General features: G+C 44.2%; 15 protein-coding genes and 1 pseudogene. 12 read left to right on the top strand and 4 right to left on the bottom strand.

Going from position 1 to position 13782, the window contains the following annotated elements:
• Nucleotides 1-106: 106 nt before the first annotated feature.
• The 6 genes from SO_RS16975 (at nucleotide 107) to SO_RS16950 (ending at nucleotide 4859) form a co-directional block, all read left to right on the top strand.
• Nucleotides 107-1204: an aminoglycoside phosphotransferase family protein gene (locus SO_RS16975; protein ID WP_011073438.1), complete on the top strand. Its 1098-nt coding sequence runs from the start codon at nucleotides 107-109 to the stop codon at nucleotides 1202-1204.
• Nucleotides 1201-1881, top strand: a complete 681-nt coding sequence (gene murU / locus SO_RS16970; RefSeq protein WP_011073437.1) for an N-acetylmuramate alpha-1-phosphate uridylyltransferase MurU — start codon at nucleotides 1201-1203, stop codon at nucleotides 1879-1881. The genes SO_RS16975 and murU overlap by 4 nt, the downstream gene beginning before the upstream one ends.
• 94 nt (nucleotides 1882-1975) lie before the next feature.
• On the top strand, nucleotides 1976-2764 hold the full coding sequence (djlA, locus tag SO_RS16965; RefSeq protein ID WP_011073436.1) for a co-chaperone DjlA: 789 nt from the start codon (nucleotides 1976-1978) through the stop codon (nucleotides 2762-2764).
• A gap of 55 nt (nucleotides 2765-2819) precedes the next feature.
• Nucleotides 2820-3464 (top strand): outer membrane beta-barrel protein, encoded by a 645-nt coding sequence (locus SO_RS16960; RefSeq protein WP_011073435.1) that lies wholly within the window; start codon nucleotides 2820-2822, stop codon nucleotides 3462-3464.
• 52 nt (nucleotides 3465-3516) lie between these two features.
• Nucleotides 3517-4473 carry a D-2-hydroxyacid dehydrogenase gene (locus tag SO_RS16955; RefSeq protein WP_011073434.1) on the top strand — a complete coding sequence of 319 codons (957 nt, stop codon included), beginning with the start codon at nucleotides 3517-3519 and terminating at the stop codon, nucleotides 4471-4473.
• Between the two features lie 17 nt (nucleotides 4474-4490).
• Nucleotides 4491-4859, top strand: coding sequence for a cell envelope integrity TolA family protein (locus SO_RS16950; RefSeq protein WP_011073433.1), 369 nt, complete (start codon nucleotides 4491-4493; stop codon nucleotides 4857-4859).
• 272 nt (nucleotides 4860-5131) lie between these two features.
• On the opposite strand, the gene SO_RS16945 is transcribed toward SO_RS16950, so the two are convergent.
• On the bottom strand, nucleotides 5132-5554 hold the full coding sequence (locus tag SO_RS16945) for a BLUF domain-containing protein (RefSeq protein ID WP_011073432.1): 423 nt from the start codon (nucleotides 5552-5554) through the stop codon (nucleotides 5132-5134).
• A gap of 451 nt (nucleotides 5555-6005) precedes the next feature.
• Between SO_RS16945 and SO_RS16940 the strand changes: the two are divergent.
• A pseudogene (locus tag SO_RS16940) lies at nucleotides 6006-6389 on the top strand (NAD(P)-dependent oxidoreductase); the annotation flags it as partial.
• On the opposite strand, the gene SO_RS16935 reads toward SO_RS16940, so the two are convergent.
• Nucleotides 6364-7149 carry a TetR/AcrR family transcriptional regulator gene (locus SO_RS16935; protein ID WP_011073431.1) on the bottom strand — a complete coding sequence of 262 codons (786 nt, stop codon included), beginning with the start codon at nucleotides 7147-7149 and terminating at the stop codon, nucleotides 6364-6366. The pseudogene SO_RS16940 and the gene SO_RS16935 sit on opposite strands and share 26 nt — an antisense overlap.
• A gap of 175 nt (nucleotides 7150-7324) precedes the next feature.
• On the opposite strand from SO_RS16935, the gene SO_RS23545 reads away from it, so the two are divergent.
• Nucleotides 7325-7420: a twin-arginine translocation signal domain-containing protein gene (locus SO_RS23545; protein WP_164925758.1), complete on the top strand. Its 96-nt coding sequence runs from the start codon at nucleotides 7325-7327 to the stop codon at nucleotides 7418-7420.
• Here SO_RS23545 and SO_RS16925 read toward each other — a convergent pair.
• Nucleotides 7415-8629 (bottom strand): IS4-like element ISSod3 family transposase, encoded by a 1215-nt coding sequence (locus SO_RS16925; protein ID WP_011070548.1) that lies wholly within the window; start codon nucleotides 8627-8629, stop codon nucleotides 7415-7417. The genes SO_RS23545 and SO_RS16925 overlap by 6 nt on opposite strands.
• Before the next feature lie 114 nt (nucleotides 8630-8743).
• Here SO_RS16925 and SO_RS16920 point away from each other — a divergent pair, with 114 nt between their 5' ends.
• From SO_RS16920 to SO_RS16905, 4 genes are read left to right on the top strand one after another with little or no spacing between them, the layout of a single operon-like run.
• Nucleotides 8744-10189: a flavocytochrome c gene (locus SO_RS16920; protein WP_238560498.1), complete on the top strand. Its 1446-nt coding sequence runs from the start codon at nucleotides 8744-8746 to the stop codon at nucleotides 10187-10189.
• A 10-nt stretch (nucleotides 10190-10199) separates the two neighbouring features.
• Nucleotides 10200-10550 (top strand): cytochrome c3 family protein, encoded by a 351-nt coding sequence (locus SO_RS16915; protein WP_011073430.1) that lies wholly within the window; start codon nucleotides 10200-10202, stop codon nucleotides 10548-10550.
• 52 nt (nucleotides 10551-10602) lie between these two features.
• On the top strand, nucleotides 10603-11346 hold the full coding sequence (locus SO_RS16910; RefSeq protein ID WP_011073429.1) for a cupin domain-containing protein: 744 nt from the start codon (nucleotides 10603-10605) through the stop codon (nucleotides 11344-11346).
• 52 nt (nucleotides 11347-11398) lie between these two features.
• Nucleotides 11399-11860, top strand: a complete 462-nt coding sequence (locus SO_RS16905) for a DUF3299 domain-containing protein (protein ID WP_011073428.1) — start codon at nucleotides 11399-11401, stop codon at nucleotides 11858-11860.
• A 612-nt stretch (nucleotides 11861-12472) separates the two neighbouring features.
• On the opposite strand, the gene SO_RS16900 is transcribed toward SO_RS16905, so the two are convergent.
• A complete protein-coding gene (locus tag SO_RS16900) occupies nucleotides 12473-13072 on the bottom strand; it encodes a DUF6988 family protein (RefSeq protein WP_011073427.1) in 600 nt (199 codons plus the stop codon).
• Between the last annotated feature and the right edge of the window lie 710 nt (nucleotides 13073-13782).

Raw genomic sequence — 13782 nt, 5'->3', positions numbered from 1 at the left:
ATAATAATGATTTCTTAGTCTGGACAAGTATCGACGGGGAAAGTTGCAAACTACAAGTGCAACGCAGCAAATAAATCTCTCAATTTCTTAGCTGTTTCCAAATTATATGCCAGCTATAATAAAGCAATTTTTCTATAAGAGCCATGAAATGACTTTATCCGATCCGAGATTTATTTCCCTTAATCAGTGGCTGAACTGTTATTTTTCCGATGATGTGACCCCGATATTGATTTCAGGGGACGCCAGTTTTAGACGTTATTTTCGCGTGTTTGCACATGATACTAGTTACATTATCGCCGATTCGCCGCCAGCGCTGGTGCCTATCGCGCCTTTTATCGCCCTTTCGAGTGCTTATGCTGCAGCGGGACTGACAGTTCCAAAAGTCATCGCATCTGATGCAGATCAAGGTTTTATGCTGCTGAGCGACTTGGGGGATACCCAGTTATTGTCTGTGCTCACGGATGACAATGTGGCCGACTATTACTGCCGCGCGTTGGCGTTATTGCCGCAGGTAGCAACTGTGGTTGAAAGCCAAGATCCCGTTTCTGGCATAACGCAACCATTACCTTTGTATGATGAGGCTTTTGTGCGCCGCGAGCTGGGGATCTTTACTGAATGGTTGTTAGCGCGACATTTGCAGCTTGAACTCGGTGACGAAGAACGCACGCTTGTGGACGAGAGCTTTGATTTGTTAGTGAAAAATGCCCTCGCCCAGCCTAAGGTTGGAATGCACCGCGATTTCCATAGCCGCAACTTGATGCTTAAAGATGGTGGCTTATGTGTGATTGATTTCCAAGATGCGGTGTTAGGTCCTGTGACCTATGACGCTGTGTCTTTACTACGTGATTGCTATATCCGTTGGCCGCAGGCCATGGTACTGGAATTAATACAGCAGCATTATCAGCAAGTGCTTGAGTCGGGACACCTTCCCGAAGGTACGTCGTTTAGACAGTATCAAAGCTGGTTTGACTTAATGGGATTGCAGCGCCATATCAAGGCTGCAGGTATTTTTGCGCGGTTATATTATCGGGATAACAAGCCTGCCTATATGGCCGACATTCCGTTGACCTTAGCTTATATTGTCGATATCGCGCGAATGTATCCTGAGCTTGCGCCGTTTGCTGCTTGGGTAGAGTCACGGGTTATTCCCGCGTTTAATTTGCCGCTAAAGCAACAGGATAAACAGCCAGGATCGTCGCGATGAAAGCCATGATACTCGCGGCTGGTAGGGGAGAGCGTTTACGCCCATTAACGGACACTTTGCCAAAACCCTTAGTGCCCGTCTTAGGTAAGCCACTGATTGTTTATCATATTGAGAAATTAGCTGCCGTAGGTATTGTTGATATAGTGATAAATCATGCTTGGCTTGGGCATAAACTGGTTGAAACCTTAGGCGATGGCAGTGCCTTTGGGGTTAAAATCCGTTACAGCGCCGAAGCCTGCGCCCTTGAAACTGGGGGCGGGATTAAACAAGCCCTGCCATTGCTCTGTGATGACGACTCTGATGCGCCATTCTTAGTGCTTAATGGTGATGTTTTTATCGATGCATTGCCGCAAATAATGCCATTAGTTGAGGCTGCACTGGCACATTTATGGCTGGTGCCTAATCCCGAACAACATCCCCATGGGGATTTTGCCTTGAGCGAAGGTATTGTGCGTGAGCAAGGTGAGCATAAGTATACCTTTTCGGGCATAGGCTTATATCGCCCGTCATTATTTAATGGCACGCCCGATGGCGCCTTTGCCCTTGGCCCATTACTGCGGGCAAAGATGGCCGATGGGCACATTACTGGGACACGCTTTAATGGATTTTGGTGCGACGTAGGTACGATACCTCGTCTGCAAGCGTTAGAGTTAACGCTGGAGTCCGCACTGGCGTAAGCGCTAGCCATATAGCCTGACGCCTTAAGTTAGTGGTTTTCAATCTTGGTTTCGATTGAGTGACTGAATACATCATAAAAATTTGGGAAATAAGATGCGCTTTTGGGGTAAGTTTTTTGGGTTTGTGATTGGGTTTATGTTTGGCCGGTTCTTTGGAGCGTTGCTGGGATTATGGCTTGGGCATCTCTACGACAAACGTCCTGGTGGTGGCGCCAGTTTTAGCCAAATCTTAGGGCAGGCAAAGAATCGCCAAGGCATATTCTTTAACACGACATTTGCGGTGATGGGCCATGTGGCCAAGGCATCTGGGCGGGTGACCGAGACTGATATTCGCATCGCGACCCTGTTGATGGATCAAATGCGTTTAACGGGGGATGCCCGCAAAGAGGCGCAGCAGGCTTTTCGTGAGGGTAAAGAGCCTGATTTTGACCTTTGCAGCAGCCTGCAAGCCTTTCGTGCAGTCACTCAAGGCCGTCAAGAATTAGTACAAATGTTTATCGAGATCCAAATTCAAACCGCCTTATCGGATGGTGAGCTTGATGCCGCAGAACATGCGATCTTGATGACGGTAGCTCAAGAATTAGGGTATGGTCGTCAGCAACTCGATGAACTACTTAAACGTTGGCAGGCGGAATTTCGTTTCCACCAAACCTCAAGCGGCAATAAAACCTCAATTACCGATGCCTATCATTTGCTCGGTATTACCGCAGAGGCAACGGATCAGGAGGTTAAGCGGGCTTATCGTAAGCTGATGAATGAACACCATCCGGATAAATTAGTTGCTAAGGGCTTGCCGCCTGAGATGATGGAAATTGCCAATCGTAAAGCGCAGGATATTCAAGCTGCGTATGATAGGGTTAAATCGGAGCGTGGTATGCGCTAAACCTTCGGTTAGTGTTGTCGACGCAAGGAATTATAAAATACATAAAAGGATTAAGATGAAATACGCTAACCAATTGTTTGCTATAGCAAGTTTGTTACCTCTCTGTCTTGTCTTACCCGCCCACGCCGATCCGGAGCTGTTTGTCGCCCCCTTTGGTGGTTACAGCTTTGGTGGCAGTTCGTTTGATATCAATCAAGTGGATGCCGAAAATGCGGAAACGGTTAATAAACAAAGCGTGGGTATTGAAGAGGCGAGCCACTTAGGCTTAATGCTCGGGATTGGTACCAATGATCCTGGCAATATTTATCTTCTCTATAGTCGTCAGTCGTCCGAGCTGAAAAGTGGCGGCCTGTTTACTCCAGATTTAGTTGCCTCATTGGATGTAGACTATATCCATCTGGGCGGTACCTTATTCTTTCCCTATGGGGATTTTCAGCCCTACATTACCGCCAGTGCAGGTGTAACCCGTATGATGCCCGATGATTGGTCCACGGAAACCCGTTTCTCTATGGGCATTGGTGGTGGCGTCGAGTACCGTATGATGCAACATTTCTCCGTGTTTGCAGATCTACGAGGCTACGCCACCTTTATTGATAGCGATACCTCACTTTTTTGTAATGAAACTGAATGCTTATGGCGTGTCACCTCGGATGTGATGTGGCAGGTTCAAGCTAACGTGGGGATAAAATTCAGTTTCTAATATCCGATGTGATTGGCAAGGCTAAGCGAGATTAAGAGGTTAAGAGGTAAAGATGAAAATAGTTGTACTCGATGGTGAAACCTTAAATCCTGGGGACTTAAGTTGGCAGGCTATCAGCGACTTAGGGAAATTTAGCTGTTTTGCCCGCACGCCCGATGCCGAGATTATCCCTCGTGCTCAGGATGCTGAGATTGTATTCACCAATAAAACTCCTCTTGATGCCAAGACGTTAGCGCAATTACCTAAGCTTAAGTATGTCGGCGTGCTGGCAACGGGCACTAATGTGGTGGATATCGCTGCTGCAAAAGACTTAGGCATCGTCGTAACAAACGTACCCGCCTATGGACACGATGCCGTGGCGCAAATGGTCTTTGCCCATATTTTGCATCACACCCAAGCGGTTGCTGCGCACCATCAGGCCGTTGCAGCAGGGCAATGGACGAGTTGCAGTGACTTTTGTTTTACCTTAATGCCGCTGCAATCCCTTAAAGGCAAAACCTTAGGACTGATTGGGTATGGCGATATTGGTCAACAGGTCGCCAAACTTGCCTTAGCCTTCGGCATGAAAGTATTAGTCAATACCCGCACTGAACCCGCACACTTACCCCAAGGCGTCAGTTGGACATCACGGGATAAGGTCTTAAAGGAGTCTGATATTCTCTCGCTCCACTGCCCATTAACCCCAGAAACTAACGAGCTTATCAACGCTCAGACCCTTGAGTTGATGAAGCCGCAGGCGCTACTGATCAACACTGCGCGCGGTGGATTAATTGATGAGGCGGCGCTTGCTGTTGCATTAACGCAGGGCAGAGTCTTTGCTGGCGTTGATGTGTTATCAACTGAGCCACCGAGTATGGATAATCCGCTACTCAGTGCGCCTAATATTAGCACCAGCCCGCACAATGCCTGGGCGACAAAGGAAGCGCGGCAGAATTTACTTAATATCGCGACGGAAAATCTTAAGTCCTTTCTCCAAGGGAATATTCGCAATTGTGTAAATAGCAAATAATGTGAACAAGGAATGTTATGTATAGAACCTTATTGGTATGTATGTTGGGATTCGCTTTAAATGGCTGTGCTAATCAGATCAGGGTGCCAAGTTCCTGCCAAACCGTAAACGAGTGTGCAGAATTAATAAAGCTCAAAATTCAATCCAATCTTGAATTTGATGAATCATTTAAAGATCAGGCGGTAAAAGTTAACTTTCATCTTGATCAAAGCGCTAATGTCATTAGTTACACAATGTTAGATGCCAGTAAAGTTATTAAACTTAATGAAGCTGTAAAATCTGCTGTGTTTACCTCATCACCTTTTACAGAGGTTTTATCCGCTGATTCAGAAATTTTTGCTGAGATAAAAGAAGTGAATCTTATCGTGCTCCCACTTTTAGACTAAATAATACCCCATAAAATAGAACGCCCTCCGCCAAACGACAGGTTAAGTTGTATTAGGTTAAGTTGTATTAGCTCTGACCTGATCTGACAGTTGCCCATTTTTTAGTGAGCCATGATCACCATGGCTCACTTTTTAGTACTTCCGTAATCTTTAGGTTTAAAAGCCACATACAACAAACTTTTGGACAAATGCGTGTGAGGTTTCTTTACTCTAATTTGTGGGTTCGAATTAAGCCGATTGTTAGGGTAAAACCTCCAGCAAAACATGTTCTGTTACAGCGAATCTCGCAATTTCAGAAAGGTTTTCTTACCTCGATTTGGACTGCTTGCAATCATACTGATGGGGGATTTAGCGGGGTTGAAATTTTCATACCCAATTAACATTTTTTTGACTGTGTTCTCATCGAGCAGTTTAAATGCCATAGACCATTCAGAAAATGCCCTATGATCAATATTCCCCTGGTAAAAAACTTCGACACTAGTATGCCTTTCGTCCTGAAAAATAGTTTGAAAAAGCCCCCTGACCTTTAGTTCTTCACCCTCAAGAATTTGCATTATCTCCCGATTATGATAGACCAGCATCCCTGTTATATCTAAGGCTTGGTTTTTTGCTCTGGCTTTTTCTAAAATGCTTAAAAGTTCAGTATCTGATAAACCTGCCGGTGCGATACTCGTATAAAGTAATTCAAATAGCATTGTGCTTACCTCCCTTTTGGTTGATTGCAGTAGAGTTTTCCCTAACGTCTTAGTCTTTATGCGCTGTGCTGTTTACAGGGCATAAATCGGTTGTTGGACTTGGCCGCTGCCAAATCACAATTAATTGGTATGCTTAATGCTGTTAGAATTTGCTTTTTGAGGCTGGCTCTATCGTATCGAGTGTTTCCGAATTGATAGCATTGCTTGATATGTAATGATTGCATTGAGATTTCCTTGTCATTGTAGTGCTTCCATAACATCTTTTTAAGTCTAGCTGATTCGAGCAGATTTACACATTCAGCTGAATCGCAGATTGTAGTGGCACACTGAATTTGGCCACCTAATAAGAAATGTTATGATCTCTCTCATAGCGAATGTGAAACTGTCCGTCGACGTTAGTAATGAACGAAGTTACAGGCTGTCTAACTTCATGCGCACTAAACCCGCACATTTACCTCAAGGCGTCGGTTGGGCATCACGGGATAAGGTCTTCAAAGAATCTGATCTTTTGTCGCTCCACTGCCCATTAACCCCTGAAACTAGCGAGCTTATCAACGCCCAGCTCCTTGAGTTGCTGAAGCCGCAGGCATTACTTATCAATACCGCCCGCGGCGGATTAATTGAGGAGGCGGCACTTGCTGTTGCATTAGCGCAGGGCAGAGTCTTTGCTGGCGTCGATGTGTTATCGACTGAGCCACCGAGTACCGATAATCCGCTATTGAGTGCGCCTAATATTAGTATCAGCCCGCACAATGCCTGAGCGACAAAGGAAGCGCAGCAGAACTTACTTAATATTGCGACGGCTAATCTTAAGGCATTTTTAAAGGGAGGTTAGATTCGGTTTTACAATCAAACATTTTCCCGATGTTTAAACAGGTCTCACAACTGCGAATATTACTATGGCCTTTATCGAGAAAAAGCTTAATCCGAGCAGATAATGATTGCATCATTTCGCGAGTAATAGGTTTTTTCCACTGATAATGGTTCATGATGCGGCTAATATGTCGATAACATAAATCATTATCGGTTGCTAAATATTTTTCACTGATTAATCGGCTTTCGTAGGATGATGTGGCACCCGCTAAAAAGAAGTACAATGCCTGACTTAATTCATCAATTTCAAATTGTGTGGCTTTAAGCTCACCTTCTTTAACTGCATCCTCCAACGGTGTTTTAATCCTGCTCCAAAATAAATTTACTCTATTTTTTAGCACATCAATCTTTTGTGTGCTGGCGAGTTGCCAGAACATGCTATTAATTGAAACTACTCTTAATACATTAAAAATTGGGCTTCTTTTTATCGCCTCGAATGTAAATAAGATAGGTAGCAAGGTATGTTCATGGATTGTTAGGTTTGGGTTTTCATTGATAAATATCGGTATTTGTATTGAAGTTGTATTTCTTAAAAACAAGCAAGCTAAAACATCTTCTTTTGATTCGAAATATTTATACAAAGTATTAGTTGAACACTCTGATTTTTTTGCGATTTGCGCAAATCTAAAAGAAACAACGCCTTGTTCATCAATCAGTTGCTCTGCAGTATCGAGTAACTGGTTACAACGAATGACATCCAGTCTATTACTAGGACATTGCATACTCTTTCCTTTTTTTATGGTCTGTTACAATTTGATGCTACGGTAAAAATTTAATATAGATACTGAAAAGAATTATTTTCTTGAGATACAACTCAAAAAAGATTACCCCCCCAAATAAAGTGTGATTTAACGCATATTTAGATCCCATGGTAGAGCATATTGTTGCTGTAAATTAATGGGAGGTAATAATATGCAGAGTAGACGTTCATTTTTAAAACTGGGAGCAGGAGTCGCCGCCGCGGGGGCATTGGTCTGTAGGATCCCCTCATAATTCATAGCCCCAACAACCATGAGTTAATGAGAGTTGGGCTAGTTTCTTCGCAGCACAAAGCAAATCATCTGCTGATATGGGGTAGTCATGCCGTCGCCGCAGCAGTTCTTTGCCCATCCTGATTGTTGATAGCACATTCCTTTTCTTTACCGTGTTGGCTTGGAAGTGCCGCTGTAATTGCTGTGTTTCTCCGTATAATCCTACCCACCAAAATGCCAGTTGTACCAATAATGCTATCAATAGCAGTATGTCCATCCTCGCCGCATAACGTGTTCTGCTATGACGTAAACCAAAGCCATAAGCGGGGCTTTTTAAATCTCTAAAGGTTTCTTCTATTTGCATCCGTTTTTGGTAAATATTAACCAGTTTTTGAGGCGACATGGCTTCTATGGTCAAGTTGGTCACCAGTGCCCAAGGCTCTTTGGCGGTTAGTTCATACGTCCATTGCGCCGTATGGTGACAGTCTGTTGTCGTACTTCGCTGACCTTTTCTGCCTTTACTTGGAGCCCTGAACAATACCATCTCGCATAACAAGGGTTTCTTTACCGATAACGCCACTCGCCCAACATGTTTTGCGCGACGACTGGCTTTGGGATAAAGCGCTTTTAGCGAAAATTGGCGACCGAAGGGGTGCAGCCGATAGACACTTAATCCTCTGACACGACCCAGCCAATACCAACCGAGCTGCTCGACTTTTCGAAACCATGGATTACGGAAGCCCGCGTCAGTGACTATCAGCGGGGTAATATTGTCAGGTAACACTTTATGGAGTTCATTCAGAAACTGATTATGGGCAGTTTGTGTGCCTTGTAGTACTAACGGAAATGTTCGCTCGTAGAGCGTGATAGAGCGGCCCTTAATCGCAATAGAGGCGCGTAGTGCAATCAGTTCACGACCTTCACGCATATCAGACCAATCCACCAGTATGGTCGGCATCGTATGTGCTGTTAGCAGCCACTTTGCATGCCACTGATAAACAGCCAGTCTTTCATGGTGAAGGTGCGGGTTGCCCAATAATCTATCCATGCGTTTTATTGAGTGTTTAGTATGAGTGCTGGTGCCATCAATGTGCCGCCCTAAATGCGTGAGGGTGAGACAATCCGCGTTGATGAGGGCTTTGCAGGCGACCATGAGTGTATTCAGTCGCTTTTGATGGATTTCTGGACAATGTTGATAGAGAGATTGATGTAAGATAGTTAACACTTGCACCTTGATGCCCTGTGATTGATGTTTGTTCGCACTTCCATCTGATCACACTTCAAGGTGCAAGTTCACTCTAATTTAATGATTTATCTGAAAATCATCAGGGGATTCTTCAGGGCATTGGTACCATTTTCTGCGAACGCGAATACAGCAGGAGTTAAATGGGATGAAACCTATGAAATAGTCATTGTAGGCTCAGGCTTTGCTGGATTAGCCGCAGCCATTGAAGCGGGAAAATTAGGTGCCAAGGAAGTTGTTGTTTTAGAAAAACTCGGTGTTTATGGTGGTAATTCTGCGTTAAACGCAGGTCAAGCTTGTTTTGCTGGTACCGACATACAAAAAAAACACGGGATTGAAGATAGCCCAGACCTAATGGTCAAAGATCAACTTATATCAGGGCGTGGTTATGCTCATGAAGATTTATTACGGCACAGTGCAGAGCTAGGTGCTTATATTTATCAGATGACAAAAGATTGTGGTTGTGTTTACCGAGACCACATTATTAATACGGGGGGCACTAGTGCTAACCGTAGTCACCAAGTTGTTGAAAGATCCGGTGCGGGTTTTATTCGCCCGATGCTTAAAACGGCGCGTAGTTATGGTGTAAAAACTAAAACTCGACACAAGTTTGAACATCTGATCACCGCTGATGATGGCACAGTGCTTGGCATCCAAGTTCGTAAAGATTATCACTTTGGCCATGAAGACTCCGGCAAACTTATTAATATAAAAGCAGAAAAAGGCGTATTGATTGCCACTGGAGGCTTTGCTGCTAACGTCGCCTTCCGTCAAGCACTTGACCCTACATTAGGTAGCGAAGTGGGTTGTACGAATGCGCGTGGGGCAACGGGTGATGGTTTAATTGCCATGCTTGCTGAGGGGGCGATGCCAGTAGGGTTAAGCTTTATTCAGTCAGGTCCATGGGCATCCCCTGATGAAGGTGGCTTTGGCTATGGTTCCGGTTTTTCCTTATACAACTTCCCACATTCTATTGCTATTGACCGTAATACCGGCATGCGTTTTATGAATGAAACTGCCGATCGTAAAACCCGTGCTGATTTAGAGATTCAACGCCGCGATAAAGAAGGTAAACCTAACCCCGCACTGTTAATTGCGCCTAAACATGAGGCTCAAAAAGATCCATCGATGGAAAACGTGCTGAAGTATAACGTCGCTTGGGAATTCGACAGTGTTGAAGCGATTGCTAAACACTTCAACTTGCCAGAAGAAGCCTTCAAAAAACAGGTAAGTGATTGGAACGAATACGTTAAAACCGGTGTAGATCCGCAGTTTGGCAAACGTATGGACATGGTAAAAGACATCTATCTTACTCCGCCGTTTATTGTGCAACGCTTGTGGCCGAAGGTGCACTATTGCCAAGGCGGTATCCAAATCAATACCAAAGCAGAAGTGATTGCAGCCAAAAATGGTAAACCTATTCCTAAGCTGTATGCCGCTGGTGAAGTGACAGGGGGAGTCCATGGGGTGAGCCGGCTAGGGGGATGCTCGACGCCTGAATGTATGGCGTTTGGTGTGACAGCTGCTCGTTCGATGATGAAAGCATAGGGATACCGATATGAAATTAATGAACACTTTGATTGTAATCGCATTAAGCAGCTTTATCGCGTTATCCGTCCACGCGCAGGATAAACGTGATTACCACAAATCAGTCTACGAGTCAGGTTGTGAAACTTGTCACGATCAAGGCACTAAAGCCTTCCCGTCCGATGATGCTTGTTTGCAATGTCACAGCATGAGTGAACTTGCGGAACAAACTAAGCGTGAAGGCCATGATGCCAAGCAAAATCCCCATGACAGTATGCACTATGGCCAAGATGCTGCGTGTATGGAATGTCACGGCGAGCATACTAAAAAGAAAGCTATTTGTATGGATTGCCACAACTTTAACTACCCTAAGTTTAAATAACCTTTGCTTAGTTAGGTCACTGGATTTAAACAAATAAAAATAAGGAAAAGTCATGATTAAGGCATTATTAACTGTATCTACGATTCTTGTTTCTAGCCATGCATTGGCGACCGATAAACCTGCGGATAAACCTTGGCATAATGAAAAGCCAACGCTATCAACAATCAATGCGCCAACTAAAGTCATGCCTATGGTGTGTAAGCAAACTCAAGCGTTGGCTTATCTTAAAGAGTTACAAAGTGGTAAAAAGGATATTTATAGCGTTAAGTCGAATGATCATGGCGGGAAAGGCGCCAATGACTCTGGTTGGCTGACTTGGCGAGTTGACGATCCAACTAATCTCATCCCATGCCCTAAGGGAGGGGCTGCAGATACTGAAGTCGGTATGTGCTGGAAGGAGTTGAATGATGAACCAACCGTGATTGGGTTAGTTCGTGTCGCGCCGGGTACAGCAGCGCCACATTATCACCGTGAAATGGAGTGTTACTATGGTTTGAGTGGCCAAGGTTTAACATGGGCTCAAGAACGCATGCAGCCTTTTGGTGCGGGAGACTACATTGAGATCCCCAGTAAGGCGATACACTACACGCCCAATACTTACGATGATCAAGATTTGATCTACATGTATTGGTTCCCATTAGATGGCAAATTCTCCACCTTTAAATATCAATGGCCAAAGGATGTTGGTCCTGGAGAGCAGTTAATGTTTGATTTTGTGCCATACACAAATTCTAAAACAGTGCGTTCCGGTAACGATGGTTACGGGTGGGATGTTATCCAGAAGTCAAAAAAATAATTCAATAACACAATGACCTAGAGAGGGGGCTAACTCACATTAGCCCCATTAAATGACAATGTATAAAATCATTCTGCTCATACTGTTTATCAGCCCGAATTTATTCGCAAAAGAAGCCATCTCGATTTTATGGGATCAACTGGCTCCTGGGCCTGCAAGCTTATCCGTTGAAGCCAATGTCAATTTGGCATTAGATGGTAAGAATGTGGTCATTCCCGGCTTTGTGGTGCCCTTAGATGGTCAAGGCAAAAAACAGAGTAAGAATTTTTTACTGACGCCCCAGCAAGGTGCTTGTTTCCATAAACCCCCATCACCTCCTAATCAATTAATCCATGTGGTATTTGATAAACCGATTGCCATACCCGACTCCGAGCAGCCACTTTACATTGTTGGAAAACTTTCGATTAAAAGTGCGCAAGCAGGATTTGCCAAGACTGGATATTATCTTGAAGGTATCGAAGCCATCGAATATCCAACTCAGGTTAAAACCACACACTCAGACCATCAGCATTAATAGGCCTCAATAACGGTTTAAATAGTCGAGCTTTTTAGGGTAGGAGCAAAGTAATGCACCCAGTAAAACGCGGCTACTGCAATGGTAATCGGGACTGATTTTACCGCGAGCGTTCAAGACTTATCTGAGTTTGGCGAGGGCGCGGCATAAAAACCTCCTTGTTTAATGCTTAACCAAAGCAGCGTCAGAGGTTGACTGCCACGCTATTAAGGATGGATATCCTGTTTTACTTCTTCTGTTTTACTTAGCTGGGAGCTTAGCTTCTAAACGCTGAATTAACGTGAGCCATGGTATTCGCTCACCGACACGCAGCGAGTCCATCCTTGGATGCTCGACCGCCCCGTCCGTGGGGCGGACTGTCGTCTCGCAAACCTCCATGGTTCACCTGTTTAGCATCGGCGTAGCTTGCAGGTTTTAAAGAAACACAAAGCATGCTTTTGGACAAAAGCGTGTTAGGTCATCAGCTATAACAGGTGAATTTCACATAAAAATTTCTATCGGGTAACGTTTGAATAACGGACGTTTACTAACCTAAACTGATGGAGACGCCTGAATCACTACGTTTCTATAAAAAAATGCGCCAAGAGTAAACGTCCCTCGTTCATTCTCTTGTTATAGCTGCAGCAACTCGTTTGCCCTTTTCTGCACATCTCTCAACGAATCGAGGCACTGCATGTAGGGTATAAGATTTGCGAATGAGAACGAAGACATTAGGATCGCTAATTTAAGTAGCTCATCCCTTTCTTCGCGACAATGAGAGCCTGATAGGTGTCCATCACAGCCATATTGTCGAACAATACTTTGAACACCACCATGGGTAAAATCATGTATGTTAGCCATTATTGGCTCTATAGCCGATTTCAAGCTGTGGAAAGGGTCTCCCCCATCAACAGCATTTGCAATATCATCAATTAAAACCTCTAACCTCTTGGGGAAATGAAGCTGTTTACACCCTTCCTCGATCTTAGATTCATCTAAGCAGTGTTTTACCCACATAGCTCTCAAGTAACTCTCAACCATTGGGCGAGCAAGAGCAAATGCAGAGCCAGTCAATTCTTCTTTGTCCAAAACGTGAATAGCGATACTGTGCTCAATAGAACCAGAAAATAAAGGGATAAAAAGGCTATTCTTTTTGTCATAGGTAAATTCAATCGTATTACAACCGTCATAGATAACTTTAAAATAATCAATAACACTTTTATCTAGTTTCACTGAACTCTCCTGGAGTTATAACGCCTCGCGCATGCGCGCGAACTTGTGAGCGTCGCTGCGATCCCAAGCCCCGAATGACGCGGCTTGTTAGCTTTGTTTAGTTTGCGGTAATTAATGTAGATGTTGGCCACAAGTAAACACCGTTATTTATGTAATATGACTTTAAAACCGTCATTTTACGCATTTTGAAAATAGCAGGTACTCCGCCAAATCGTTTATCGAAAACTGCAACGGCTTTGAGTCTGCGTACACGCCAAACATAAAACTCACGACTGCCTTGCTTTAACTTTGCAGCCTCTTTAGTAGCAAACCGATGAATCAAGGTTCTAAGTTGTCTCTGTGATAAGTTTTGCCACACAAACACCCGAAGCAATGGGCTGCCTTCTTCTAATTTCCAGATACGATGCAGGTCGTTTTACTCCGTAAAGCTAACTTCTTAGTATTTATGCGCTGCGCTGTTTGCAGGGCATAAATCGCTTGTTGGACTTGACCGCTGCCACATCAATGTCAATTGGTATAAATGATGCTATGGGAATTTGCTTTTTAGCGGTAGCGGTTTTTTATACAGTTTGATGGGTAATCACTTGATATCGTTTTACCTTTCTCATTCTTTTACGCTCACTTTTGACTGATTATTGACCTTGGTTGACAGCTTTTCGGCCTCGTATACAGGCTAACGCTCATACCATATTTTCTCATTTGCAACCGTA

Source organism: Shewanella oneidensis MR-1 (genome assembly GCF_000146165.2).
Classification (GTDB): domain Bacteria; phylum Pseudomonadota; class Gammaproteobacteria; order Enterobacterales; family Shewanellaceae; genus Shewanella; species Shewanella oneidensis.
This window is presented reverse-complemented; position numbering and strand designations above follow the sequence as displayed.

Excerpts from the sequence above, each read along its gene's own strand:
- SO_RS16915 (WP_011073430.1), top strand. The coding sequence starts at position 10,200 with ATGAAATTAATGAACACTTTGATTGTAATCGCATTAAGCAGCTTTATC.
- SO_RS16950 (WP_011073433.1), top strand. The coding sequence starts at position 4,491 with ATGTATAGAACCTTATTGGTATGTATGTTGGGATTCGCTTTAAATGGC.
- SO_RS16955 (WP_011073434.1), top strand. The coding sequence starts at position 3,517 with ATGAAAATAGTTGTACTCGATGGTGAAACCTTAAATCCTGGGGACTTA.
- djlA (WP_011073436.1), top strand. The coding sequence starts at position 1,976 with ATGCGCTTTTGGGGTAAGTTTTTTGGGTTTGTGATTGGGTTTATGTTT.
- SO_RS16935 (WP_011073431.1), bottom strand. The coding sequence starts at position 7,149 with ATGCAATGTCCTAGTAATAGACTGGATGTCATTCGTTGTAACCAGTTA.
- SO_RS23545 (WP_164925758.1), top strand. The coding sequence starts at position 7,325 with ATGGGAGGTAATAATATGCAGAGTAGACGTTCATTTTTAAAACTGGGA.
- murU (WP_011073437.1), top strand. The coding sequence starts at position 1,201 with ATGAAAGCCATGATACTCGCGGCTGGTAGGGGAGAGCGTTTACGCCCA.
- SO_RS16945 (WP_011073432.1), bottom strand. The coding sequence starts at position 5,554 with ATGCTATTTGAATTACTTTATACGAGTATCGCACCGGCAGGTTTATCA.
- SO_RS16910 (WP_011073429.1), top strand. The coding sequence starts at position 10,603 with ATGATTAAGGCATTATTAACTGTATCTACGATTCTTGTTTCTAGCCAT.
- SO_RS16975 (WP_011073438.1), top strand. The coding sequence starts at position 107 with ATGCCAGCTATAATAAAGCAATTTTTCTATAAGAGCCATGAAATGACT.
- SO_RS16905 (WP_011073428.1), top strand. The coding sequence starts at position 11,399 with ATGACAATGTATAAAATCATTCTGCTCATACTGTTTATCAGCCCGAAT.
- SO_RS16960 (WP_011073435.1), top strand. The coding sequence starts at position 2,820 with ATGAAATACGCTAACCAATTGTTTGCTATAGCAAGTTTGTTACCTCTC.